The sequence below is a fragment of the Pseudomonas sp. PS01298 genome, from assembly GCF_029959745.1.
GTDB classification, from domain to species: Bacteria; Pseudomonadota; Gammaproteobacteria; order Pseudomonadales; family Pseudomonadaceae; genus Aquipseudomonas; species Aquipseudomonas aylmerensis.
The window spans coordinates 14879-38558 of the sequence record NZ_JASCPP010000044.1; the positions used below are offsets into that span (position 1 = coordinate 14879).

Here is a 23680-nt window from a genome sequence, read left to right on the forward strand (position 1 = left end):
TTGATCTGCTTACACCCGGGAGCCCGAGGCATACCCGGATCCCCCTGTAGGAGCGGGCTTGCTCGCGAAGGCGGGCTGTCAGTTGATGCCGTGCATGCCTGACCCACCGCTTTCGCAGGCAAGCCAGCTCCCACATTTGATCTGCGTACACCCGGGAGGCCAAGCCATACCCGGATCCCCCTGTGGGAGCGGGCTTGCCCGCGATGGCGGCCTGTCAGTTGATGCATTCGGTGCCTGATCTACCGCTTTCGCAGGCAAGCCAGCTCCCACATTTGATCTGCTTACACCCGAGGCCCCGAGGCATACCCGGATCCTCCTGTGGGAGCGGGCTTGCTCGCGATGGCGGGCTGTCAGTTGATGCATTCGGTGCCTGATCTACCGCTTTCGCAGGCAAGCCAGCTCCCACATTTGATCTGCGTACACCCGGGAGCCCGAGGCATACCCGGATCCCCTGTGGGAGCGGGCTTGCCCGCGAAGGCGATCCGTCAGTGAACGCATTCGGCGGCTGACCCACCGCTTTCGCAGGCAAGCCAGTTCCCACATTTGATCTGCTTACACCCGGGAGCCCGAGGCATACCCGGATCCCCCTGTAGGAGCGGGCTTGCTCGCGAAGGCGGGCTGTCAGTTGATGCATTCGGTGCCTGATCTACCGCCTTCGCAGGCATGCCAGCTCCCACATTTGACCTGCGTACACCCGGGTGCCTAGGCCTACTCCAATCCCCCAGTGGACCTGGGGTGTTGCGCAACCTGCGTCAGTCGCGCAATACGAAGTCAGCACTGCCCAGGCGTTCACCATTCACCATCACGTGCACGGTATGCTTGCCCGGATAGTGCTTGCGGGTGGTCAATTCGCGGATGTGTTGCTCGCGGCTGATACGTTGCTGTTCACCCGCGCCCAGCGTGAATGCCTTGAGCTTGAAGACTTTGGCCGCGCTGTGCCCGGCGCTTTTGACGTAGTCGATGGCGTAGTCCACCACCAGTTTCTGCGCGGTGGTGGCGGTAGATTCCAGGCTGAATGACAGGGTGATGCGTTCGCCCAGCGTGATCACTGCCGGCGTGACGCTCAGGTGCTGAATCTTCACGTCGGCCTTGGCGCCGGCGCCCATGATGGTCAGCGCGCGGGTGTTGCCTTGCTTGATCAGGCTGCGCAGCGCGTGGCGGGCGATCCAGGCGGTGTGGGGATTGTCGAGGTTCCAGCCCTCGATCAGGTCGAGTACCCAGTCCGGGTGGTCCTTGGTGATGTCGTTGAGATGGTTGGCGACGGATTTGCGCACATACAGGCTGCTGTCGGCCTTGAGATTATTGAGGATCGACGCGCACAGCTCGGGGTTGGCCTGCACCTCGGCCAGGCGAAACGACCAGGGCAGGCGCGGGCGCGAGCCTTCGCTGGCGAGGCGGCGCACGTGTTCGTTGTCGTCCAGCGACCAGGCTTGCATCACCGCCAGCGTGCGCGCGAAATCATTCAGCAGAAAGTGGCGGATCGCGAATTCCGCCGAGCCAAACGAGGTGAAGTATTTGAGCGCGGCCATGGAACGCTTGAAGTCAGCCTGGCCGTAACTCGCCACGTAATGCGGCAGGAACAGGCTGACAAATGCGCTGTTCAGCCGCGGGGCCAGCGCGTAGAGCAGCTTGAGGGTCTGCGCATACTCCAGCGGGATCACCGCGTGCAGGCTCTCGCTGACCCGCGCCATGCGCTGCATCACCGACAACTGCGCCAGCCCGGCCTTGGCGTGCTTGAGAAAACCCTTGGCGTCGAACGCTGGGTACACCGCGCTCATCTCGCGGGCGATGTGCTGCAGGCGTTCGACGTTGAAAATTTCCTTCAGGGCCGGGGCGCTTTGGTCGGTCATCGGTTATCCATGGGGTCAGAGAAACCAGCGGTATTCGCGCGCATTGATCTCTTGTTGGAAGGCCAGGTGATCCTGGCGTTTGTTTTCGCAGTATACGTCGACAAATTCGGCGCCCAGCTTATCGCGCACGACCGGTTGATGCTGCATGGCGCGCACGGCGTCGAGCATTTCCAGGGGGAAGTCGGTGCCGCTGTTGCGGTCCTCGTTCAACGGCGCGATGGGTTCGCGCTTGGCCTCAAGGCCATGTTCCAGCCCGGCCAGGATGGCCGCCAGCACCAGGTACGGATTGGCGTCGGCGCTGGCCAGGCGGTGCTCGATGCGCAGGTTGCGCGGGTCGGATTCGGGAATGCGCACGCACGCATCGCGGTCCTCAAAGCCCCAGCTGGCGCGGGTCGCCGCGTTGACCGTGCCACCCAGGCGGCGGAAGGCGTTGTGGTTGGGCGAGAAGATCGGCATGCAGTGCGGCAGCAGTTCCAGGCAGCCGGCGACCGCATGGCGCAGCGGTTGCTGCTGATGGGCCGCCAGCAGGTTATTGCCGGCGCCGTCATACAGGCTCACATGCACATGCATGCCGCTGCCGGGGTATTGCAGGTAAGGCTTGGCCATGAAGCTGGCGCGATGGCCATGCTTCAACGCCACCCCTCGGGTGCTGCGGCAGAACAGGGCGGCCCAGTCGGCGGCGCGCAGGCCATCGTCGAGGTGGCCGAAATTGATCTCGAACTGGCCGGGACCGATCTCGGCCGTGATCACCGTGATGTCGATACCCTGGTCCTTGGCGGTCTGCGCCATATCGTCGAGCACTTCACTGAAGCGCGAGAGCCGGTCGATATGCAGGTTGGGCTGGTCGTCGGCATCCTCGCTCAGCGGGTCGCGGGCGAATTGCGGCAGGCCGTTGTCGAGTTTTTTGTCGAACAGGTAAAACTCCAGTTCGAACGCCACCACTGGGTGAATGCCTTTGTGCTGCAGGCGTTCCAGCACCTTGGCCAGGACTTCGCGGGGCTCGAATTCGATCGGGGCGTCGGTGCCGTCGGAGGTGATCAGCATCTGGCCCAACGGCTGCGATTCCCAACTCACCGGCTTGAGCGTGCCCGGCACCAGGCGGCGATTGGCGTCCGGATCGCCGTCATGGAAGCAATAGTCACCAATCTTGAACAGCCCGCCTTGAGTCCCCAGCAGCACGGCGTTCTGTGGCAGCTTCAGGGGGCTGCCGGCGGCGACCTTTTCGAGCATCTCTATTGGGTAGCGCTTACCGTAGAAATGCCCTGGGATATCCAGGGCGATCAGGTCCACATACCGCACGTCGGGGTGGTTCTGGCGAAAGGTCCGTACTTCGGCCAGCAACGTGGAAGATTGGCTTTTCACGGGTGTTGCTCCTAGTTGTAGACCCACAGCACGCGGGCGGGCAGATCGGTCAGGTTGGCGTAGCGGCAATGGGCAAAGCTGGCCAGGTGGAAGCTGTCACCAGGGCCGAGGGTGACCGAGTCAGCCTCACCCTCGACCCACAAGGTCAACTCGCCTTCAAGTACAAAACCGGCCTGTTCGGCACGGTCGCTCATGGTTTGCTCGCCGCTGTTGGCGCCAGGGGCCAACAGGCTGTCGAGCATCGAGAACGCGCCATTCATGCTCGGCGAGACGAGGATGTCGGTGATGCCGTTGGCGTAATACACCGTGCGCCGCTCATTGGGGCGGGTCACCCAGCTCACGGCCTTGGGTTTGGACAGGCTGTAGAAATATGTGGTGGGCACGTCGAGGGCGTGGCTGATCGCGGTCAGGTCGGCCACGGTAGGCCGCGACAAGCCGCGTTCCACTTGGGACAGGAAACCTACGGAACGCTCGATCTTCTGCGCCAATTGGGCGAGGGTGAGCTTCTTGTGTTTGCGCAGGTCGTGAATCAGGATCGCCAGGGCGTCGAGTTCTTCTTGTTGGTTCATGAAATTTATATCAAATAATTTCATGAAAAATTACAGGATTAATTTCATGGAGGCAATGGCGTCGCGCAAGTGTCTTTGAGTGATGGCGTCTGAAACCTTGCCGGCATCGGGCAGTCCAGAATGTTGGCAATCGCTCGCATCAGCTCTATTTCTTCATGGGTTATACGACCGTCGTGCTCAATACAGACAGCGATTGCGTCCATCAGGATGTCCTTATCCTGTTGCTTGAGTTCGGGCAGCCTTTTCAAGGCAATCTCTACCGCGTCCAGTTCTTCGCTGCCATCAACCCTATTCGTTGGGGGCACATGGAAGGGCAATACCTCACAGGCCCGGGAATAAGCCAGCTGCGCCTGCGCACCGCCTCTATGGCCGATGATCGCGAGTACCTTGAGCAATAGCGTGACATCCCTTTCCAACTGGCGCAGCAGATAGCGGCCTTTGGTTTTCGGTGCACCTAGAACCTGGGTATTGAGGATATGAAGCAGGGCCAGACCCATCAGATAGGTTCGGTAATCGGTTCGGATCAGTAGCGAAATATTGTGAGTAAACTGCTGGAACGAGTCGGTTTCGAGATGCTTGAGTGCGGGAATGCACAAGTCGAACAGTGGCAAGCGCAGGTAGCCATCCAGGCCGTTCATGGGTTCGCTCAAACCCTGCAAGAACTGAACGACTTCCGGGTCGGGAACCCCTTGCAAAAAGTTCAGTTGCTGCGCTCGAGCGTCCTCATTCGCGCAGAGCAGCAACCGGTAGATCAACGCCTGTGCACCGCTGGTGTGGCGTGCAGCTGCTCTCACCTCTGCAGGAATCTTGCTCAGGCTTACCTGGGTTTGGTACAGGTGCGCTGCGGTGGTTTCCTCGCCCTTTCGACGGACAGCCGTAGAGATTGCCCCGAGCTCCTGCCACCGGCGACGATTCTCGGCGGTAGCCTCATCGCTGCCTACCAGCGAGGCCAGCGATGGGACATACGGGTACTCGCCGTCCCAGCCCGGATCGAGGCGTTTGATGCGTTTTTCAAGTGAAGGATGGGGCGAGGCAAAATGATCTCTGAACGTTTCGAAGGGGGCTGCAAAGAACGTCGAAAGGAAAAGAGATGTCTCTTCGCCTCTGAGCAGTGACCCGTATTCATATCCTTCAATTTTCTTCAGCACACTCGCCACGCTCTGGGGGTTGCGAGTGAGCTGTGCTGCAGTGGCGTCGGCCAGGTATTTGCGCTGGCGAGCAATACGGGATGTGGCGAAAAGAACGAGTGCACACCAGCCGAATCCGAACAGTAAAAAACTACCGGCGGTTGATAGCGCCATCAGGAAAGCCAAGACCAATGCGCCCGTATCCAGCCCCACCATGCGTATATCCATGCGCATGTCGTTGTTATGAATCTGGCAGAACAAATGGGCAACCAGCGCTTGCATTTCTTCACGGTTAAGCAAAACCGTCGCGCCGTAGGTCACCGCAATGGCTGAATCCTGCGGTGTGAACCCGGGGGAAAAGGCATTGATGCCTTCTTGATCTAGAAGCACGTAAACCATGGGTACCTGGCTGCCGGAGGCAATGGCCATTTCCTCGACAATATCCAGCACCCAGCGATCACCTTCTTCTGGCTGCAGGCTGATAAGGTGCCCGCCAAAATCCATGGAAATGGAGTCGCTGCTATCACAGAACCTGTGGCTCTGGTACCAACAGGCTGCCGCCATGACGAAAATTATCACCAAGCAAAAAAACAGGGGGTCATACCAGTAGACCTTACCGAGCGATGGCACTGAATACGTCCAAAACACCGCCGGGCTTAGCACAATGGCGGCCATCAGCAGCATGCCATACCTGGCGCCGCGCCTGGCGCGGTCCTGGTTTTCGAAAAAATTCATACGGCCATCCGTGGCGGCTATCAGATAAAGGAGACGACCGGAGTATTTTGAATCTGCTCGCTGTCGGCAAACTCCAGCAAGGTGGCGTCTGCCCCATGGCCAAACGCTTCCGCCATCAGCACCGTGGGGAATTTCTGCCGGAAGGTGTTGTAGTTCATCACTGAGTCATTGAAGAACTGACGGGCGAAGGCGATACGGTTTTCGGTATTGGTCATTTCGTAGTTCAACTGCATCATGGTTTCCGATGCACGCAGGTCCGGATACGCTTCTAGCGAGATGTTCAGTTTATCCATGGCCCTGTTGAGTCGGCCCTCGGTCTGGCCCAAGTGCACTATTGACTGCGCGCTGCCAGGTTCTGCCGCTGCGACATTGAGGCAGGCTGCGGAAGCATTGCGCGCCTCGGTGACGGCCATCAGCGTGTCGCGCTCATGGCTCATATAAGTCTTGGCGGTCTCGACCAGGTTGGGAATCAAGTCATGGCGCCGCTTGAGTTGTACTTCTATCTGGCTGAACGCATTTTTGAAACGGTTGCGCAAACTCACCAGTTGGTTGTAGAGGCTGATCAAATAGAGCGTAATCACACTCGAGACGCAGATGAAAATGACCAGGAAAACAGTGAGGATCATTGTGATGTCCTTATCGCTACAAGAAAGCCGGCGATCTTAGCTGATAAATACCGGTCAGGCTTTTCTTGCATGAATGATTCCGTGCGCCCGTGGTCCGAACCTGGGTACGCGTCATTCATTGAAGGAGCACCTATGAAGTCCAAAACCCTCGCCGCCTGCCTGCTGGTCGCTGCCAGCCTGTCCACCGCCAGTTTTGTCGCACAGGCGGGTGATACCCCCCAGGAAACCGTGCAGCCTTCCAACATCAACGCCCGCGATCTCAAAGAGGGCGACCGTGCCCCGGACATCCTGATGCGCAAGGAGTCGGCGGTCAGCGACTGGAAAAAGCGCGGCCTCAAGCAACCTGAAGCCGACAGCCAATGGGCGCGGGTCGGCGACAAGTTCGTGCTGCTGAAAACCACCAACGGCACCATCCTCGAGATCACCCCAGTCAAAAAATAGCCCGGCTTTTTTGCTTCCTCCGCGTTAAGGTAACCGGCCATAAAACGTCGCGTTACCTTTGACCGAAAGAGAGCAGGATGCTTGCCACAATAAGAAACTACCCTCGCACCGTGAACCTGTTGCTGTCCGCCACGTTGATGCTGACGTTGGCCAAGGCCATCACCTTCCCCTACCTGGTCATTTACCTCACCAGCCACTTTGCCCTCGACATCAGTCAGGTCGGCCTGGTGATCGGCAGCTCGCTGATCGTCGGTTCGCTGCTCAGCGTGTACGGCGGCTTCCTGGTCGACCGCATCAACAGCTATCGGCTGCTGCTCGGCTTGAGCGTGGTGTTTGTGCTGGGTTTTATCGGCACGGTACTCGCGCAGAATATCTGGGCGTTCTACAGCTGCCTGATCCTGATCAACCTGGCTTATGCGGTGATCGACATTGCGGTCAAGGCGGGCTTTGCCAGCCTCTTGCCCGAAGAGGCGCGCAGCGAAGTGTTTTCAATCAAGTACACGCTGACCAACATCGGTTACGCCGTGGGGCCGTTCTTTGGCGCGATGGTGGCCAAGCTGGATATCAGCCTGCCGTTCATCCTTTCGGCGTTGCTGGGGTTGGGGTTTTTCCTGCTGTACTGGCGCTGGGGCGATCGCACCCTGGCCACCGCCGAGGTCGCGCAGAAGCCGGTGTCGTTCCTGGCCGTCGGCCGTGTGTTGCTGCGTGACCATCGATTGGTGTGCTTCACCCTCGGCGGCCTGCTCAGCGCCGTGGTGTTCGGCCAGTTCACGGCCTACCTGTCGCAATACCTGGTGACCACCACCAGCGCGGAATACACCTACACCGTGATCAGTGCGGTGCTGACCACCAACGCGGTGCTGGTGATTGCCTTGCAGTACGTGATTGGCCGGCGCATCTCGCACCGTTACCTCAGCCAATGGCTGATCTTCGGCCTGGGCATGTTCATGCTGGGGTTGATCGGGTTCGCGCTGTCCACCAGCGTGTTGTGGTGGGTGCTGGCGATGGCGGTGTTCACCGTGGGGGAAATTATCGTGTTCCCGGCCGAGTATATGTTTATCGACCGGATTGCCCCGGACCACCTGCGGGGCATGTACTACGGGGCGCAGAACCTGTCCAACCTGGGGGCAGCATTGGGGCCGGTGTTGTGCGGGCTGGTGCTGGCCAGCCTGCCGGCCCACTACATGTTCTACATGCTCGGGGCGTTCATCGTCGCGGGTGGGGTGTTCTACTTCATTGGTTCGTCGTTGAAGGCAAGTCATCCAGCGTGAGCTTGCCCATGTTGTTGCTTTGCAGTTCGTAGCGCAGTTCTTCCACCATTTTTTCCACTTCTTGCGGGGTCTGCAGCCGGTTGGTGCTGATCCCCGTCACCACCAGGTCCACCCGGCCGGTCTCGGCGTCATAGACCTTGAGGGTCAATGAGGCGTCCCGGCACAGGGTGAACTCGCATGTCAGCGGCGCCAGGCCTTCTTCGATGCAATTTCGCAGTTGAGAGAGCGTAAACATGAGGGTTCCTTCAAGGTGTCGTTTCACGACGGCACAGGTTCAAAGCCCTGTGCTCACCCCTTGAAGGTTAGGGATCGATACGCCATCCGATAAGGCGAATTCATACTAGCTGGACTAGTGCATTTGTATGTTCAGCGCTTGCTTTTAACCCTTAATTCACCGGCAAACAGCCCGCGTTCACGGGCCCAGACAATCGCCGCACTGCGGCTGTGCACCCCCAGTTTTGAGTACACCGTGGCCACATGGTTACGCACCGTATTGGGTGCCAGTTTCAGCCGCGAGGCGATTTCCTTGTCGGCCAGGCCTTCGCAGATCAGGCCCAGCACATCGCGCTCACGCGCGGTCAGGTCGGTGAAGGCCACATTGGGCAGGTTGGGGCTGTTGACGCTCTTGGCGTTGGCCAGTTTCTCGATCAGGGTCTGGCTGAACCACGAAGCGTCCTGCATCACTTCCTCGATGGCAGCCACCAGCTCCAGCTCCGAGCGCTTGCGCTCGGTGATGTTCATCATCACCAGCAGGTAGCACGGCACGTCCTGGATGACCACGGTGTCGGCGGAAAGCACGCAGTCGATCACTTCGTTGCCTTTCTTGCGCACCTTGAGGTCCTGGCCATCGAGGTTGCCGGCTTTCTCCAGGGTGGCGAACACCTGGGCGGCCGCCGGGGCGCTGTCGATGAAGTGGATCTCTTCGATAGCCTTGCCGATCAGCTCCTCACTGGTGTACCCGGTAATCGTCATGAAGGCTTCGTTGATGTCCACCACCTGCCGGTTGGCGGCGCTGCACACCAGGGTCGGCACAGGCGTCAGGCGGAACGACTTGGCGAAGCGCTCTTCACTCTGGCGCAGCGCAATCTCGGCCTTGCGGCGTGGCTCCAGGTCGGTGAAGGAAAACAGCATGCATTCCTCCTCGTTCATGTCCAGCGGCTGGCCGGCGACGATCACCAGTTTGCTGCCACCTTCGGGCAGCTTCAGCTCGGCTTGCATCTGCGGGATGGTCGCGCCTTCGCCCAGGCGCTGGATGGCCAGGTCCTTGCGATCGGCCTGCTCCAGAACGTCCAGCTCATACACCGAACGGCCGATGACCTGGTCGCGGTTGTAGCCGGTCATCTCCAGGAAACCCTGGTTCACCTTGATATAGCGCAGGTCGCTCAGGCGGCAGATCACCGCAGGCGCCGGGTTGGCGTTGAAGGTTTTCTCGAAGCGCTGCTCGGCGCTGGCCCACTCGGTGGCGTCGCTGAGGATCAGTACCAGCAACTCGGGCTCGCCGTGGGAATCGCTGATCACCAGGCTGCGCAGGCGGTGGACCCAGGTCTTGTGTTCGTCGGCGGTGGGGGTGACTTCCACCACCACATCGCTGAATTCATCACCCGCCGCCGCACGGGCGAGGGGGTAGTTTTCCAGCGGCAGGGGATGGTTATTGCGATAGCGCAGGCTGAAGCGTTCGGCGTATTCGCGGGTATCGGCGCCCAATGCCGCGACCTCATCCACCCCATGCATGGCCAGGGCGGCATCGTTGGCCCAGAGGATGGTCTGGTCGACCTCGGCGAGGATTATCCCGTCGGACAGCCCGGAGATGATCTGCTGCAGTTGGCGACGGTTGGTTTCTTTGGCAAGGACATCCTGGGTCATGGTTTCTCCGGGTTTTGGACGCATGAAAGTACGACACCCAGGCTTCAGGATAGTGCAGAGCAATTGCCTGCACCGGGGTGCGAATGCACCAGATGGCCTGGTGCATTTGCGCGGGGACGAGCGGGCACGTGGCTGGCCAGACTGAGACGGTCAATTACTGCAAAAGGATCAATCATGACCACTGTCTATGAAACCAACCGTTCGCCGTTTCGCGTGTCCTGGAGTTCTGTACTCGCGGGTAGTGCAATTGCCCTGGTGACCTACCTGGTGCTCAGTGTCCTCGGCACCGCCATTGGCGCCAGCGCCGTCAATCCGATGCAAGCGGGCAACCCGTTGAGCGGTTTCGGCACGGGCGCCGGCATCTGGCTATTTGTCTCGACGTTGATCGCCATCGCCGTGGGTGCCTTCGTGGCCGGGCGTACGGCACCGGATCGCGGCGGCCTGCATGGCGTGCTGACCTGGACCCTGACCACGTTATTCACCACCTGGCTGCTGGCAGGCCTGGCCGCGAGCGTGGTCGGTACCGCCGGCAATGTGGTGGGCAAAGGCCTGTCGGCAGCCGGTAGTGGCATCGCCGCCGCGGCGCCGGGCATCAGTGACAGCGTCAAGCAGCAACTGGACGAGCAGGGCATCCACCTGGACTGGAACAGCCTGCAAGCTCAGCTCGATACCCTGCTCAAGCAAAGCGGCAAGCCTGAATTGGACCCGGCCAATGTCGAGCAGAAAACCGATCAGGCCGCAGCGGATGGCAAGCAATCGGCGACGGCTGCCGCGACCAATCCAGCCCTGGCCGGTGATGCGCTCAAGCAGTGGTTCGACCGCGTCAAAGCCTCCGGTGAGCCTGCGCTGAACGCGGCCGATAAAGACGCGCTGGTCAACATCGTTGCCGCCCGTACCGGCAAGAGCAAAGAGGAAGCCACGCAGATCGTCGACAACTATGCCCAGGCCTACCAGCAAGCCATGCAGAAGGTCGATGAGCTCAAGCAACAGGCCGAGCAGAAAGCCCGTGAAGCAGGCGAAGTCGCGGCCAAGCAACTGTCCCGCGCAGCCTGGAGCACCTTGGCGATGTTGCTGCTGGGTGCGGCGTTGAGTTTCTTTGTGGGGCGTGTGGCGCTGACGACGCGTCGGGTGCCGTTGGCCTGACGGGCGTTTAAGTTAGGTTGTGGTTAGGGGGCATCCCCTAACCACACTTTTCATGCTGCGAGCCAACCGACGACTGGCACAATCATCAGCGTGCTCATCGCCATTGAAAGCACATTGCCAATGTAAGGGTGAAAATGACTGGGCATTCTCGCGGCAATGAAACACGCCAGCGGCGGGGCGACGAGTGCACCCAGCAGAGCACTTGATCCAATCACCATCCAACTGCCTCCATGGCTCAGTACGGCTGCAGGTACCACTGATACCAATGGAACATAGGTGGGGTACCAGCCTCGCTTTATCCATTGATGTCGCCAGATCACTACCCCGATAGCCGATGTCAGCGCCTGAGCCCCAATAATGTACAAGAGCAATCCGGAGCCATAAGCCGGGCTCATGGGGTTGAGACTATAAGCGAGCAATACCCCCGCCAATAACCCGAGACTGGCAAGTTCATTTCCGAAAAAAGGGGCTTCGGAAAAGTCTGCCAATATTCGGCGCAAACCCCAGATCACTCCGTAATTAGGCGGTATCGCAGGTACAGGTCTCTGCGGAGCGGCATAGTCTGAGCGCACCAGTGAGGGCACCCTACGACACAGTGCAAATGCGACCACACTTCCCGCAGCCATGCCCAGTACATTGCCGATAACGGCCGGCAACCCCAGCGGTATGCACACCAGATTGACGATCAGCAAGCACATCGGCGTAACCAACAGCGCCCCCAGCACTGCACCGTTGAGGGTGACCTTCCAACCGCCGCCAAATATGAGCACCATCGCTGCGGGCAAGGAAACAAAAGCCGCAAACGTAGGTTGCCAAGTTTCGGCAGTTACGCTCCAGCCCCAAAGCAGGTTGCTCAGCAAGAGACCGATCAATGAACTGGTCACCAACCAAGGCCACAATCCGGTGCCATAGCAAATGGAAAAGCCTTGCCAGGCCTTACCGTGCTTGCTCGCCCACCATGCCAGATAAGCGCCGCTTAATAGGCCCAGGGATGCGAGTTCATGCTTGTAAAAAGCTACCTCACTGATATCTCCCAGTATCCACCGCAACCATGCGATGGGGTTGGGCAGGGACATGACCAAATCACTGTAGCCCGGCCAGGCACCCTGATGGCTGAATACCACCCATAGCACCAGCAAGATCGCGACAAATCCCAGCACAGCCACGGTGATATCCACGGGTGAGAAGGTCGACGTTTTCTTGGTAAATGAAGTTTCCATAGTTTGCCCTCCTCTCAACGAGGCAGGGCAGGATGGAGGGAGTACCCGAGCATCTGGTCATACAGATCATGTCTGCGGTCTCGTTGCAGATCATTGAGGTCGTTCCAGATTGGCGCGCTGCGGGCACTGGTAATATCAATATCGGCAAAAAGAATTTCCTGGCGATTGGCCGAAGCCACTGCTCCAATCGGCCAGCCGTTTGTTCCTGCAATGAGGGAACACCCGAGGTAGCGTGCATCCCGTTCCTCACCAATTCGGCTGGCGGCAGCGATGAACACGTTGTTCACATGGGCTGCTGTCATCGTCAGGTAGGATGCCATGCACTTGCCTGCCTCATCGAACAGCGGCGGCGGCGTCCACACCCAATTGTTCAAGCTGCAGATGATATCGGCACCTTGCTGGCTGAGAATACGCGGCACTTCCGGGAACCAAATATCCCAGCAGATCAGCAGGCCAATGCGACCGATGGGGGTCTCAAATACCGGAAATCCACTATTGCCCGGGGTAAACCAGAGCTTTTCCAAATTCCATAAGTGAGCTTTGCGATACTTGCCGATGAATCCGTTGGGGCCTAGTAATACGGCAGTATTGAATAGTCGCATGCCGTCGATTTCGCTCAGACCCGCCACCAGATACACCTGGTGCTTGCAGGCAAAATCCATCCATTCGCGCACGCTGGGTCCGTTCGGCACCTCTTCAGCATGATCGAACGCATCCTGGCGACTACTGAAGAAATATCCACAGTTTGAAAGCTCCGGCAACACGATCAGATTGGCGCCACCGTTTGCGGCTTCAGTCGCCAGTAGAAGGCTTTGACGCAGGTTGTCGCTGCGATTGGAGACGCCTACCTGCGGATCGAATTGAATAACTGCGACGCGGGCGAAACTTGTTGGCTCACTCATGAGTGACCTCTTATTTTTATGCGACCGGTTTTGGTCGGGTGTTTATAAGAGGCGACAATATGTTTAAAGGATAGTCAGATGATTCCTATGGCGTTGTAGTAGATTTCTCTCGTGCGAATTTAACTTTCTAACTCGTACTCGGGGTAGTCTCGCAGGGTAAAACCGCCGTTGAAGTGTGCTTGAGTTTTGCTGCAAATATTGATCACCGTATCAATGGCACCTCTGAAGCACGGCTCTGTCCAGCCAGAATCCACAGAAAAAGACTCCCCGCAAAGATAAAGTCCGGACGTGTGAGAAAAGTCCCTGTTGTATTTCATCAGGCTGACGGCCTCGTAATAGGTACCAGGGCGATAGAGCTTTGCACAGCCGAGGGAGTGTTTGTCGTTCATCCAGCGCTGAACAACTGCATGTTCGCGTGCTATATAGGGAGAGATGCGCGCTTTGATATTGGTTGACTTCAATAAGATTCTATCCAGTTCTTCTATGCATTTGTCCACGAGCTCTGTGTCGCTGAAGAGTGATAGCTTCGTTGCGTCGTCCTCCCATGTGTAGCTTAAAAGTATGCAGTCGTAGGTGCTGTTTTCGTTGTAGCGGTAGGTGTACATGTCGTGTATGAAGCTGTCGGTCACGATGGCTTGAGGTATGGTTTTGTTACGTGAAATAAAGGATTTTTTGAGCGGGGCATACACTTTGCAGCTGGTTTCCCAATGCGCTGTTTTATAGGCTTCGATTGTTTCGAAGGGCAGCATGTCCTGAGTGAAGTCTTCGACAGATATTTGTGTCTCTATCAGCCACGAAGGGAGTGTCATCACCACGGAGTCAACGTCAATAAATTCTTTCCTCATTGCCTTTGGCTGAGCAGCATTCCAATCGTAGTAAACCCTTATTTTCTCATTTTTAAGGGCCTTTATTTTTGTCACTGAACTGTTGGTCAGTAATCCTGATGGGGTTTTTATTAAATGCTCATACAGTGACTCGGTGGGCTCACTCGCTTTTATAAATAGGAGCGACTCAGCCAGCGAGCCAAGACCCATATAGTTTGGTTTGTTGAAGCGAAGTCCTCTTGAGTCAGTCACCGTTGCAGCATTTAAATAAGGTGAGGCGATGGCCGCACCCTTTGAATCTACCCGGCCGTGAATTAACTGAAGATGACTACTGAAACCAAATATTGCTGTGCGTATTGGGTAGATTGAGCAGACGTCGTAGAAGGCTCCCCAGCTTCCGTCACCAATACCAATCGAATAGAAGATGGCAGACTCCTGCGCGGTCATGCCCATTCCGCCAAAATTGCCAGGATCACTCTGGCGCCAGCTATCGATGGTTGGCATTTTCACCAGATCACGAAATGAGGTGCCTTGGTATTTTTTTACGATAGCAGCCCACATTGATTCCCAGTGCTCCGCGCCATAATGCTCGGAAATGTGCACGGTCATGCGTTCGGCAAACTTCTTCCACTTAGCAAAGACGCGGCCTAACATTTCACCGGGGGGTGGCGTTTTTCCGTCTGCATTTTTCCAGATAAGCATGGTGGGTTCGTCGCCACTCTCCATGCTGCCTTCACGCAGGTAGACTCCCGTTGCACGGACCGCCGGGCTGCCAGGGTTCGGAAAGTCCGAATGGACCAACTCAAACTCTTTAGCGTAATAGGCCATGAGTGAGCGGCCCTCTTTGGGAGGGGTGTTTGATGTATTGAAGAAAGGCATTCTCATTGCGCCCATCTCAAAAGGGGGGCGACCCACAGTACGGGTATTGCGTCCCCCGAGGGCAGTGAGGTGTCGGCCGCCAATACGCTTGGATTTTTCGATTAATGTAATATTCTTGAAGCCACATCTGTGCAGTTCGCGTGCAGTGGTCAAGCCTGTTATGCCCGCCCCGATGATGCAAATCTTGTGCTCTGTGTTGGTCGCGTTGGCGATGCCGTTTTCTTGCTCTACCAAGGTGCGATAGTCAAAGCATAAGTCGGGTGGGTTAGGGAATGTGGCTCTCCATTTATTATTTGTCGCGCGTTTTTTTCTCTCTGACTGTTGATTAACATCTGCTGGGAAATTGAAGCTGGAGCCAATGGTCATTCTGATATTCCATGCGCTAGTTGATTCTCTCTACCTAGATTGGATGCAGGGACGGCGGTTAAAAATAAGAGACAGGTGATTTTGGGTTAGGGAACATCGTGTTCTTTTGTAGGGGGAGAGAGGTGCTTATTCGGCTTGGCTAAACTTGCAAATCCCCGCCAATTCTGGGAAAACCCCACCCCTCACGCCTTCAACGAGCCCCGCCATGAGCAACGACGAACTCCAGGTCACCGACATCCGCCCAGGCACCGGCAAAGCCGTGGTCAAGGGGGCGCTGATCACCACTCAATACACCGGCACCCTGGAAGACGGCACGGTGTTCGATTCGTCCTGGGAGCGGGGCAAGCCGTTCCAGTGTGTGATCGGCACCGGCCGCGTGATCAGGGGCTGGGACCAGGGCCTGATGGGCATGCAGGTCGGCGGCGTGCGCAGGCTGTTTGTCCCGGCGCACCTGGCGTATGGCGAGCGGTCGATGGGCGCGCATATCAAACCCAACAGCAATCTTTGCTTCGAGATTGAGTTGTTGGAAGTGCTGACGCGCGATGATTGAAGTGTTTGTGAACCGGGAGGCTGCATGCCGTTGATTCAAGCTATTCGCGACAGCTGGGGGTGGGTCGGCATTGATCCCGTCGAGGTCGTCGGGACGACCGCCTTTGGCAATGTGATGATCAAGGATACGCAGGGACGCTATTGGCGGCTGTGCCCTGAAGCGCTTTATTGCGAGGTCATTGCGCAGACGCGTGCCGTGCTGGACGAGGTTTCCAGGGATCAGGCATTTTTGCGCGACTGGTATCTGCAACCCATGGTGGAGCAGGCCGAGGAGGCCCTGGGGCCGTTGGCGCCTGGCCAGGTTTATCATTGGGTTATTTCGCCGGTATTGGGCGGCGAGTACGTCATCGACAATGTGCGATGCCTGGATCATGTTGAGCAGCTTCGGTTCTGCGGTGATCTGGCACGGGAGATAAAGGATTTGCCCGACGGTGCCCAGGTGAAGCTCAGGCTTGTCGACTAGTCATTGAAAAAAGGCAGCGTTCCATCGACGTCCAGGGTGTGGCTGAATGGCCCCTCGGCGGCTTGCTGAACCCTCCCTGAAGAATCCTCTTCTTCACCTTAAGGAAACTTTCCTACGGTTTACTCCCGCGTAAACGGGGCGTAAGCTTCGCGCGTTTTCATCAATAGCGGAGACCCTCAGTGGGTACTTGTTCGAGTGACAGTAGTCGGCCGGTTTCGGTAACCGGCACATACTTGGCAAGGTAACGCGCATTTTCCTGATGCCGTTGTCTCGCCAACAAAGCGAGAAGCGGCATCCCGACAGCAGCCAGTCCTGGCGCCTGTCCGATCCCTCTCATCGACGCTGACCAGCACCTGACTGACCTCGGGATGCTACGGACGCGCCTGCCTTTTTTGCGGCAGGCGGGCCGAGCTGACCGTGCCTGTAAACCGGGCAGGGTGCAGCCGGTCGTACCTGCCTGCAGGTTTCCTCGCGTAGGAGTTACACCATGAGCCTCATTCTGCTCAAAGCGTTGTTTGCCGGTTTCCTGCGGAATCGGCACATCGCCCGGCATTTCCGTCGCCTGGCGATGCTTGAAACCGTGACCGACACCAGCGACAGCCGCGAAGTGGCGCAGACCCTGCCGCCGACCCTGGTGGCTGCCGTCGCTGTACTTCGTGTTCGTACGGCTGATCCTGCTGGCGTATATGGCGCTGACCCAGGCGGTGAAAGGCTTCTACACCCGTAAATTTGGCTGGCAGTAACGGTGCTATCGCTGGCAAGCCGGCTCCTGCAGGCGCTGGCGTTCAAGGAGATTTTTTATGCAAGCAATCAACAACATCAACCTCAATTCGCTGATCGACACTTTGGTCAGCCTCACCGCCGCGTTCATCCTCGGCGGCCTGATCGGTTTCGAGCGTCAGTACCGCCAGCGCACGGCGGGCCTGCGCACCAACGTGCTGGTGGCGGTGGGCGCGGCGATTTTCGTCGACATGGCCAACCGCCTGGGCGGCGCAGAAGGCGCGGTGCGGGTGGTGGCGTACGTGGTCTCGGGGATCGGTTTTCTCGGCGCGGGCGTGATCATGCGCGAAGAAGGCAATGTGCGCGGGCTCAACACCGCCGCCACGCTCTGGGCATCGGCGGCGGTGGGGGCCTGTGCCGGCGCCGACCTGATCCTCGAAGCGCTGCTCGGCACGCTGTTTGTGCTGGCGGCCAATACCTTGCTGCGGCCGATCGTCAACAACATCAACCGCCAGCCGCTGGATGTGGTGTCGGCGGAGGTCACCAATATCCTCTATGTCATTGCCCGGCGTACCCAGCAGAAAGCCGTGCTCGCACTGCTGGAAGCCGAATTGGCGCGTTGCAACTACCCGGCCAGTGATGTCGATGTGCGGCCTTTCGGCACTGACGAAGTCGAAATCGAAGCCACCCTGGCGGTGACCTCGGTGGACGGTGACGAGCTGGATGCCCTGGTGGCACGCATTTCTCTGTCGACCCTGGTGGTGCAGGCCTTCTGGAGCCCAAGCACCACGGAGTAGTACGCGGACGTCAGGCTTTGCCTTGTTCAACACGGACTATGCTACTGAGAGGAAAAGTCCTACAAGCATTCGAGACTATCCCTTCATTTGAAACCACACGCCATTGTTAAGGTTGCGCGCTTGCGCCTATTTAGGAACCCAGGCGCAGCTTTACGTTTTCATCGTGTTTTTCAAAAGGAGAGGCCCGTACTGCCTGAAGTGTCACGCAGAGTACTCAGCACCGTTTGTCGGAACTGTTACTTTTCACAGGTAGATAGGACTCACGTGATATGTAAGCGTACTGATCCTCCCAGGGGAGTCTTATGAGCAACAAAGCTTTAATTGTGGATGATCACCCGTTTATACGCGCCACCGTCAAGCACCTGCTGAAGCAGGAGGGCTTCGACACCATCTTCGAAGCAGGTAACGGCGCGGATGCCATGCAGGTTGCCCGTGAGGAGCGTCCGGACCTTGTCATTCTCGACCTGGCAATGCCCAAGCTCGGTGGGTTGGAGGTGATCAGTCGGATTAAAGCCTTGGACCTGCCTTGCAAGATACTGGTACTGACTTCGTACCTGGCCGTGTTCTTTTCTACCCGTTGCATGCGTGCCGGTGCCATGGGGTTTGTCGCCAAGACCGGCGAACTCGACGAGCTGCAGAAGGCCATCAGGGCAATCAGGTCCGGCTACAGTTGCTTTCCGAGCCTGCCTACCAGTTCGGTGCGTCGCGACGACCTGCAATCCACCGAGCAGGAGTTGGTGGAGGCGCTGTCCGATCGCGAGCTGACGGTATTGCAAAAACTGGCCCTGGGCCTGGGTAACAAGGAGATTGCCGAGGACATGCTGTTGAGTCACAAAACCATCAGTACCTACAAGACGCGGCTCAAGGAGAAACTACGTATGTCCTCGGTGGTGCATCTGTCCAAGTTCGCGCAGCGCAATCACCTGATCTGAAATGAACCCCTCACGGTTGATCAAGCTCATGGTCATCCTGCTCGTGGGGATGTTGCCTGCGGCGGTGATGGCCGTGGATGCACCGCAAAGCCTGCGGCTACTCGGCCACTCAACCCTTGAACCCACCAGCGTGATGCTCGATGAAGCCGACTGGCGCTGGCTGCGCGAGCAGCGCACATTGATCATCGGGGTCTCGGCGCCGGATTACGCGCCCTTTGACCTGAGTAACAACAAGCAAGAACTGGAAGGCATCACCGCCGATTATGCGGCGCTGATCGGCCAGGCGCTGAATATCGCGGTCACGGTTCGACGCTACGACACGCGCGATGAAGTTATCGACGCCCTCAAGAGCGGCGCGGTGGATTTTCTCGGCTCGGCCAACGGTTATGAGTTCGCCGACCCGCAGTTGGTGCTATCGCGCTCCTACGCCAATGATCAACCCGTGCTGGTGACGCGCGCGGGTGACAACCTTGCATTGAATGCCGATCTGGCGGGCAGGCGCGTGGCGATGCTCTACCACTACATGCCGCCCGACGCCGTCCAGGCGTTCTACCCCCAAGCGCAGTTGCAGTTGTTTGGCTCGACCTTCGAGGCCATCGGCGCCGTCGCGTTCGGCCAGGCGGATGTGTACCTCGGGGATGCCATCAGCACCCGCTACCTGATCAACAAGAACCATCTCAATAATGTGCGCATGGCGGATTTTTCGGCCATGGAAGCCAACCCGTTCGGGTTCGCCCTGCGCAAGGAAAACACACGCCTGCTGAGGATCATCAACGCCGCGCTGGCCGCTGTTCCCGCCAACCAGCAAATGGAAATCCTGCGCCGTTGGAGTGCCGGTGGCATTGGTTTTCCCGAGGCCGACCGGCTGCGCTTGAGCATCAATGAGCAGCGCTGGCTGGAGAAGCATCCGCGGGTAAAAGTGGCGGTGGTCGACAAGTTCGTGCCGCTATCGTTTTTCAATGAGAAGGGCGAGTTCGAAGGCCTGAGCGCCGAGGTGTTGTCGCGGATCAGCCTGCGTACGGGCCTTAAGTTCGACATCGAGCAGGGCACTTCACTGCCGCGCCTGGTTGACGCGGTCAGCACCGGGCGCGTCGATATGCTGGCGGCCGTAACGCCGAGCATCGAGCGGTCGGAGAAGATCCGCTTTACCCGGCCCTACCTGTCAAACCCCTATGCCCTGGTGGTGTCCGCGGACAATGAGCGCGTGATCACCCTGGAGGACATGCCCGGCAAACGCCTGGCGGTGGTCAGCGGCAACAGCCTCGCGATGCAGATTGCCGAGGACTACCCAGGCGTGGTGTTTGTCGAAGTCGAGAACACCGAGCAGGCCATGGCGTTGGTGGCCAAGGGCACCGTGGAGGCGACCGCGGTGTCGTTGATCAGCGCGCGCTACATGATCGCGCGCAATTACCGTGAACGCCTGCGCATCACCAGCACCGTCGGCCGGGAGCCGGCGCGTTTTACCCTGGGGGTCAACCGCAGTGAACTGGAGTTGTATTCGATCCTCGACAAGGCATTGCTGAGCATTACCCCCGAAGAGATGGACGAGCTGACCAACCATTGGCGCAGTGAAATCATCCTCGAAGACAGCTACTGGCTGCGGCACCGCAACGTGATTATCCAAGGCTTCGCCCTTGCCGCGCTGCTGCTGTTGGTCGCCCTGGGCTGGGTGTTCTACCTGCGTAACCTGATTCGCAAGCGCGCCCAGGCGGAGCGGGCCTTGAGCGACCAGATGCGCTTTATGAGCGTGCTGATCGACGGCACTCCGCACCCGATCTACGTGCGCGATCGCCAAGGCCGCTTGATGGCGTGCAACAATGCCTACCTCGATGTCTTCGGCTTCAAGCTCGAAGACGTCATTGGCAAGACCGTGGTGGAGACCGATACCGGCAACCCTCCCCAGGCTCAGTCGTTCCATGCCGATTACCTGCGCTTGATGGAGCAGGGCGAACCGCAGATCCATGACCGCGTGTTGAAGATTCCCGGTGGCGGGGTGTTGACCATCTACCAGTGGATGCTGCCCTACCGGGATAGCAACGGCGGCGTCGTGGGCATGATTGCCGGCTGGGTCGATGTCAGCGAGCGCCAGCGCTTGCTGGGCCAATTGCAGGAAGCCAAGGAGGAGGCCGACGCAGCCAACCGCGCGAAGACCACCTTTCTGGCCACCATGAGCCATGAGATACGCACGCCCATGAACGCTGTGATCGGCATGATCGAGCTGGCCCTGGAAAACGCCCAGCAGGGGCGTGCCGACCGCGCCGCGCTGGAGGTGGCCTCGGTGGCGTCGCACAGCATGCTGGAGTTGATCGGCGATATTCTCGACATTGCGCGGATTGAATCCGGCCACCTGTCACTGGCCCTGGAGCCCGCCAATCCGCACGAGCTGCTGGCCTCGGTGGCGCGGGTATTTGAAGGGTTGGCGCGCGACAAGGGCCTGGTGTTGCAAGTGGAGCTTGACCCGCTGATCGACCATGCGGTGTTGATCGACCCGCTGCGCTTCAAGCAGGTGGTGTCCAATCTGTTGGGGAATGCGATCAAGTTCACCACCAACGGTCAGGTACGCGTGGGGGCCCAGGGGGCATTGGTCGGCGATCAACTGGACCTGCGGCTATGGGTGGAGGACACCGGCATTGGCATCAGCGCTGTCGATCAGCAGCGCTTGTTCAACCCCTTTATCCAGGGCAGCAATAACGAACAATCGGCACGCAGTGGTTCTGGCCTTGGACTGGTCATCAGCCGCAACCTGTGCGAGATGATGGGCGGGCAATTGCACTTGAGCAGCGTGCTGGGCAAGGGCACGCGGGTGGATGTGACGCTGTCGCTGGAAATGACCACCCGCGTGCCGGATGCATTGCCCGTCTTGCCCGTTCCGACGGCTCGGGCGTTGAGCATCCTGGTGGTGGATGACTACCCGGCCAACCGCCTGCTGCTGGCTCGCCAGTTGAGCTTCCTGGGGCACCGCATCACCACGGCCGAGGACGGTGCCCAAGGCTTTGCCCTGTGGCAGGCCGGGCAGTTCGACGGGGTGATCACCGATTGCAATATGCCCTTCAAGGATGGGTATACGTTGGCGCGGGATATTCGTGCCCAGGAGCGTCAGCGCGGGCTCACGCCGTGCCTGCTGCTGGGCTTCACCGCCAATGCGCAGCCACAAGAGACCGAACGCTGCCGACAAGCCGGCATGGATGGCTGCCTGTTCAAGCCCACCGGGCTTGAAGACTTGCGCGCGGCGTTGGCATCGCGCGCGGTCGGCGAGGTGATACAGGCGGTTGAGCCGACGTTTGATTTGAGCACGCTGATCGCGCTGACCGGTAGCGATAAGGTCGCGCTGAACGAGTTGCTGACGCCGTTACTCGACAGCCTGGAGGAAGATCGCGCCTGGCTGGGTGTTGAGCAAAATCGCACGGACTTCGCCAGGCTGCATGACCTGGCCCACCGCGTCAAAGGTGGCGCACGCTTGGTCAAGTCTCAGGCGTTGATCGCCAGTTGCGAGACCTTGGAAGACCTGTGCGAGCGGCGCGAAGGCGAGGCGTTGGACGCAGCAGTGCAGACGGTGGAGCGGGCTATCACTGGCTTGCAACACAGCCTCGGGCAGTACTGCAATCAGGCGTGACCGAGGTAGACAGCCATTCGGTGCATTTGGGACAACTCCTACATGAAGGGGGAACATGCCTGATTTTGTCTTCGGGATATGTCTGGAAAATGGGCGACGCTCACTGACGAGCGCTGCCAGCCCAGGGGTTTGCTATGCCGAACAAAGCACTGACCATCCTGATTGCCGATGAACAGCACCTGCAACGGTTGTACATCGAAAAAATGCTCAATCAGTTGGGGTACCACCGGATCGTGCCGGTACAGACCTTCGAAGAAGTCCAGATACTCACCGCCATTCCGGCCGAACCCTTTGACGTGCTGATCATCAATGCGGGGCTGACGCTGCACAGCTGCGGGCCCCAGCCCCAGGTACGCCACGTGCTGGTCTACGACCACCTCGACCTGGGCGCACCTGCCGGCGCAACACCGGCGGTGCTGGTACGGCTGCCCGGGGTACCGGACAACGTCAACCTCGAACATTTCATGGACATCATCGACCCACCCGCAGCCACGGCGGGCCTGCGGGTATTGCCCTGGTTGCGCGAGTTATCCCGCGCACGGGTGGCCGGCGCCTAGTCCCACTTCGGCGCGATGCCCTTGGGGCTGGTCAAGCGATGGCCGCGCTCCAGGCCGGCAATCTGTTCCATGTCGGCAGCACTCAAGGTCAGTTGCAGGGCCTTGAGGTTGCTTTCCAGGTTGGCGCGTTTGGTCGAGGAGGGGATCACGGCGTACCCGAGTTGCATGGCCCAGGCCAGCGTCACTTGGGCCGGGGTGGCTTGATGGCGCTCGGCGATCTGCTGGATCACCGGGTCCTTGAGCACTTCGCCGTAGGCCAGGGTCATGTATGAGGTGATCTGGATACCGTGGGCGCTGGCGAACTCCGCCACCTTGCGGTTTTGCAGGTAGGGGTGCAGTTCGATCTGGTTGGTCGCGATGTGCTCGGCGCCGACCGCTGCGATGGCCTGTTTCATCAGGTCAATGGTGAAGTTGGAAATACCGATCTGGCGCGTCAGGCCCTGGCGCTTGGCTTCCAGCAACTGGCTCATGAATTCGGCGACGGGGACCTGGTCTTCCGGCGACGGCCAGTGGATCAGGGTCAGGTCCAGGTAGTCGGTCTGGAGCTTGCGCAGGCTCTCCTTGAGGCTCGGGATCAACTGGCCTTCGGCGAAGTTGGCGATCCAGATCTTGCTGGTGATGAACAGCTCATCACGGGGCACACCGCTGTCGGCGATGGCCTGGCCGACGTCAGCTTCGTTCTCGTAGATCTGCGCCGTGTCGATGACGCGGTAGCCCAGTTCCAGGCCGGTGCTGACGGAGTCAATCACCACCTGGCCCTGCAGGCGGAAAGTGCCGAGGCCGAAGGCGGGTACGTTGGACGTGGGGATAGACATCAGTAACTCCTGAATAGGTGTGAACAATGGAGTCGAGTATCCGCCCGTCGTTCCTT

At 58.8% G+C, this 23680-nt stretch carries 21 protein-coding genes; 10 read left to right on the forward strand and 11 right to left on the reverse strand.

Features of this window, described 5'->3' with window-relative positions; translation table 11 throughout:
* Positions 1-752: 752 nt before the first annotated feature.
* Genes QMX97_RS16695 through QMX97_RS16715 form a run of 5 tightly spaced genes read right to left on the reverse strand, consistent with a single transcriptional unit; the run spans position 753 to position 6269 of the window.
* Positions 753-1850: a DNA alkylation repair protein gene (locus QMX97_RS16695; protein WP_282397283.1), complete on the reverse strand. Its 1098-nt coding sequence runs from the start codon at positions 1848-1850 to the stop codon at positions 753-755.
* Positions 1851-1865: 15 nt separating this feature from the next.
* Positions 1866-3212: a glutamine synthetase family protein gene (locus QMX97_RS16700; protein ID WP_065905558.1), complete on the reverse strand. Its 1347-nt coding sequence runs from the start codon at positions 3210-3212 to the stop codon at positions 1866-1868.
* A gap of 11 nt (positions 3213-3223) precedes the next feature.
* The gene (locus QMX97_RS16705) at positions 3224-3781 is read right to left on the reverse strand and encodes an XRE family transcriptional regulator (protein WP_065905559.1); all 558 of its coding nucleotides are present in this window, start codon (positions 3779-3781) and stop codon (positions 3224-3226) included.
* A 44-nt stretch (positions 3782-3825) separates the two neighbouring features.
* Complete coding sequence (locus tag QMX97_RS16710) at positions 3826-5643, reverse strand: M48 family metalloprotease (protein ID WP_282397284.1); 1818 nt, start codon at positions 5641-5643, stop codon at positions 3826-3828.
* 20 nt (positions 5644-5663) lie between these two features.
* Complete coding sequence (locus QMX97_RS16715) at positions 5664-6269, reverse strand: LemA family protein (protein WP_120448100.1); 606 nt, start codon at positions 6267-6269, stop codon at positions 5664-5666.
* 132 nt (positions 6270-6401) lie between these two features.
* Here QMX97_RS16715 and QMX97_RS16720 point away from each other — a divergent pair, with 132 nt between their 5' ends.
* The gene (locus QMX97_RS16720; protein WP_065905562.1) at positions 6402-6710 is read left to right on the forward strand and encodes an RcnB family protein; all 309 of its coding nucleotides are present in this window, start codon (positions 6402-6404) and stop codon (positions 6708-6710) included.
* A 77-nt stretch (positions 6711-6787) separates the two neighbouring features.
* A complete protein-coding gene (locus tag QMX97_RS16725) occupies positions 6788-7981 on the forward strand; it encodes an MFS transporter (RefSeq protein WP_065905563.1) in 1194 nt (397 codons plus the stop codon).
* Here QMX97_RS16725 and QMX97_RS16730 read toward each other — a convergent pair.
* Positions 7944-8216 carry a DUF1652 domain-containing protein gene (locus QMX97_RS16730; RefSeq protein ID WP_065905564.1) on the reverse strand — a complete coding sequence of 91 codons (273 nt, stop codon included), beginning with the start codon at positions 8214-8216 and terminating at the stop codon, positions 7944-7946. The two genes, QMX97_RS16725 and QMX97_RS16730, sit on opposite strands and share 38 nt — an antisense overlap.
* A 131-nt stretch (positions 8217-8347) precedes the next feature.
* A complete protein-coding gene (locus tag QMX97_RS16735; RefSeq protein ID WP_106804483.1) occupies positions 8348-9844 on the reverse strand; it encodes a helix-turn-helix transcriptional regulator in 1497 nt (498 codons plus the stop codon).
* A gap of 174 nt (positions 9845-10018) precedes the next feature.
* On the opposite strand from QMX97_RS16735, the gene QMX97_RS16740 reads away from it, so the two are divergent.
* Positions 10019-10987: a hypothetical protein gene (locus QMX97_RS16740; RefSeq protein WP_065905566.1), complete on the forward strand. Its 969-nt coding sequence runs from the start codon at positions 10019-10021 to the stop codon at positions 10985-10987.
* Between the two features lie 50 nt (positions 10988-11037).
* Here QMX97_RS16740 and QMX97_RS16745 read toward each other — a convergent pair whose 3' ends face one another.
* The 3 genes from QMX97_RS16745 to QMX97_RS16755 all read right to left on the reverse strand — a co-directional run bounded on the left by QMX97_RS16745 (position 11038) and on the right by QMX97_RS16755 (position 15178).
* Entirely contained in the window at positions 11038-12207 is a 1170-nt protein-coding gene (locus QMX97_RS16745; protein ID WP_282397285.1) for a hypothetical protein, read from the reverse strand.
* A 14-nt stretch (positions 12208-12221) separates the two neighbouring features.
* Complete coding sequence (locus QMX97_RS16750; protein ID WP_262134722.1) at positions 12222-13109, reverse strand: nitrilase family protein; 888 nt, start codon at positions 13107-13109, stop codon at positions 12222-12224.
* 119 nt (positions 13110-13228) lie between these two features.
* On the reverse strand, positions 13229-15178 hold the full coding sequence (locus QMX97_RS16755; RefSeq protein WP_282397286.1) for an FAD-dependent oxidoreductase: 1950 nt from the start codon (positions 15176-15178) through the stop codon (positions 13229-13231).
* Between the two features lie 205 nt (positions 15179-15383).
* Between QMX97_RS16755 and QMX97_RS16760 the strand changes: the two genes are divergently transcribed.
* The 7 genes from QMX97_RS16760 to QMX97_RS16790 all read left to right on the forward strand — a co-directional run bounded on the left by QMX97_RS16760 (position 15384) and on the right by QMX97_RS16790 (position 22809).
* A complete protein-coding gene (locus QMX97_RS16760; RefSeq protein ID WP_282397287.1) occupies positions 15384-15728 on the forward strand; it encodes an FKBP-type peptidyl-prolyl cis-trans isomerase in 345 nt (114 codons plus the stop codon).
* Between the two features lie 24 nt (positions 15729-15752).
* Positions 15753-16190 carry a T6SS immunity protein Tdi1 domain-containing protein gene (locus tag QMX97_RS16765; protein WP_106804480.1) on the forward strand — a complete coding sequence of 146 codons (438 nt, stop codon included), beginning with the start codon at positions 15753-15755 and terminating at the stop codon, positions 16188-16190.
* Positions 16191-16677: 487 nt separating this feature from the next.
* Entirely contained in the window at positions 16678-16917 is a 240-nt protein-coding gene (locus QMX97_RS16770) for a hypothetical protein (protein WP_213552336.1), read from the forward strand.
* A 73-nt stretch (positions 16918-16990) separates the two neighbouring features.
* Positions 16991-17707 carry an MgtC/SapB family protein gene (locus QMX97_RS16775; protein ID WP_065905570.1) on the forward strand — a complete coding sequence of 239 codons (717 nt, stop codon included), beginning with the start codon at positions 16991-16993 and terminating at the stop codon, positions 17705-17707.
* 302 nt (positions 17708-18009) lie between these two features.
* The gene (locus tag QMX97_RS16780) at positions 18010-18639 is read left to right on the forward strand and encodes a response regulator transcription factor (RefSeq protein WP_065905571.1); all 630 of its coding nucleotides are present in this window, start codon (positions 18010-18012) and stop codon (positions 18637-18639) included.
* 1 nt (position 18640) lies between these two features.
* Positions 18641-22252 (forward strand): transporter substrate-binding domain-containing protein, encoded by a 3612-nt coding sequence (locus QMX97_RS16785; protein ID WP_282397288.1) that lies wholly within the window; start codon positions 18641-18643, stop codon positions 22250-22252.
* A gap of 134 nt (positions 22253-22386) precedes the next feature.
* The gene (locus tag QMX97_RS16790) at positions 22387-22809 is read left to right on the forward strand and encodes a chemotaxis protein CheY (protein ID WP_065905573.1); all 423 of its coding nucleotides are present in this window, start codon (positions 22387-22389) and stop codon (positions 22807-22809) included.
* Here the strand turns inward: QMX97_RS16790 and dkgB are convergent.
* On the reverse strand, positions 22806-23624 hold the full coding sequence (dkgB, locus tag QMX97_RS16795) for a 2,5-didehydrogluconate reductase DkgB (RefSeq protein ID WP_106804478.1): 819 nt from the start codon (positions 23622-23624) through the stop codon (positions 22806-22808). The genes QMX97_RS16790 and dkgB overlap by 4 nt on opposite strands.
* Between the last annotated feature and the right edge of the window lie 56 nt (positions 23625-23680).

What these genes read in the sequence shown, in the direction of transcription:
- QMX97_RS16695 (WP_282397283.1), bottom strand. Translation starts at nt 1,850, where the DNA reads ATGACCGACCAAAGCGCCCCGGCCCTGAAGGAAATTTTCAACGTCGAA.
- QMX97_RS16705 (WP_065905559.1), bottom strand. Translation starts at nt 3,781, where the DNA reads ATGAACCAACAAGAAGAACTCGACGCCCTGGCGATCCTGATTCACGAC.
- QMX97_RS16710 (WP_282397284.1), bottom strand. Translation starts at nt 5,643, where the DNA reads ATGAATTTTTTCGAAAACCAGGACCGCGCCAGGCGCGGCGCCAGGTAT.
- QMX97_RS16715 (WP_120448100.1), bottom strand. Translation starts at nt 6,269, where the DNA reads ATGATCCTCACTGTTTTCCTGGTCATTTTCATCTGCGTCTCGAGTGTG.
- QMX97_RS16720 (WP_065905562.1), top strand. Translation starts at nt 6,402, where the DNA reads ATGAAGTCCAAAACCCTCGCCGCCTGCCTGCTGGTCGCTGCCAGCCTG.
- QMX97_RS16725 (WP_065905563.1), top strand. Translation starts at nt 6,788, where the DNA reads ATGCTTGCCACAATAAGAAACTACCCTCGCACCGTGAACCTGTTGCTG.
- QMX97_RS16730 (WP_065905564.1), bottom strand. Translation starts at nt 8,216, where the DNA reads ATGTTTACGCTCTCTCAACTGCGAAATTGCATCGAAGAAGGCCTGGCG.
- QMX97_RS16735 (WP_106804483.1), bottom strand. Translation starts at nt 9,844, where the DNA reads ATGACCCAGGATGTCCTTGCCAAAGAAACCAACCGTCGCCAACTGCAG.
- QMX97_RS16740 (WP_065905566.1), top strand. Translation starts at nt 10,019, where the DNA reads ATGACCACTGTCTATGAAACCAACCGTTCGCCGTTTCGCGTGTCCTGG.
- QMX97_RS16745 (WP_282397285.1), bottom strand. Translation starts at nt 12,207, where the DNA reads ATGGAAACTTCATTTACCAAGAAAACGTCGACCTTCTCACCCGTGGAT.
- QMX97_RS16750 (WP_262134722.1), bottom strand. Translation starts at nt 13,109, where the DNA reads ATGAGTGAGCCAACAAGTTTCGCCCGCGTCGCAGTTATTCAATTCGAT.
- QMX97_RS16755 (WP_282397286.1), bottom strand. Translation starts at nt 15,178, where the DNA reads ATGACCATTGGCTCCAGCTTCAATTTCCCAGCAGATGTTAATCAACAG.
- QMX97_RS16760 (WP_282397287.1), top strand. Translation starts at nt 15,384, where the DNA reads ATGAGCAACGACGAACTCCAGGTCACCGACATCCGCCCAGGCACCGGC.
- QMX97_RS16765 (WP_106804480.1), top strand. Translation starts at nt 15,753, where the DNA reads ATGCCGTTGATTCAAGCTATTCGCGACAGCTGGGGGTGGGTCGGCATT.
- QMX97_RS16770 (WP_213552336.1), top strand. Translation starts at nt 16,678, where the DNA reads ATGAGCCTCATTCTGCTCAAAGCGTTGTTTGCCGGTTTCCTGCGGAAT.
- QMX97_RS16775 (WP_065905570.1), top strand. Translation starts at nt 16,991, where the DNA reads ATGCAAGCAATCAACAACATCAACCTCAATTCGCTGATCGACACTTTG.
- QMX97_RS16780 (WP_065905571.1), top strand. Translation starts at nt 18,010, where the DNA reads ATGAGCAACAAAGCTTTAATTGTGGATGATCACCCGTTTATACGCGCC.
- QMX97_RS16785 (WP_282397288.1), top strand. Translation starts at nt 18,641, where the DNA reads ATGAACCCCTCACGGTTGATCAAGCTCATGGTCATCCTGCTCGTGGGG.
- QMX97_RS16790 (WP_065905573.1), top strand. Translation starts at nt 22,387, where the DNA reads ATGCCGAACAAAGCACTGACCATCCTGATTGCCGATGAACAGCACCTG.
- dkgB (WP_106804478.1), bottom strand. Translation starts at nt 23,624, where the DNA reads ATGTCTATCCCCACGTCCAACGTACCCGCCTTCGGCCTCGGCACTTTC.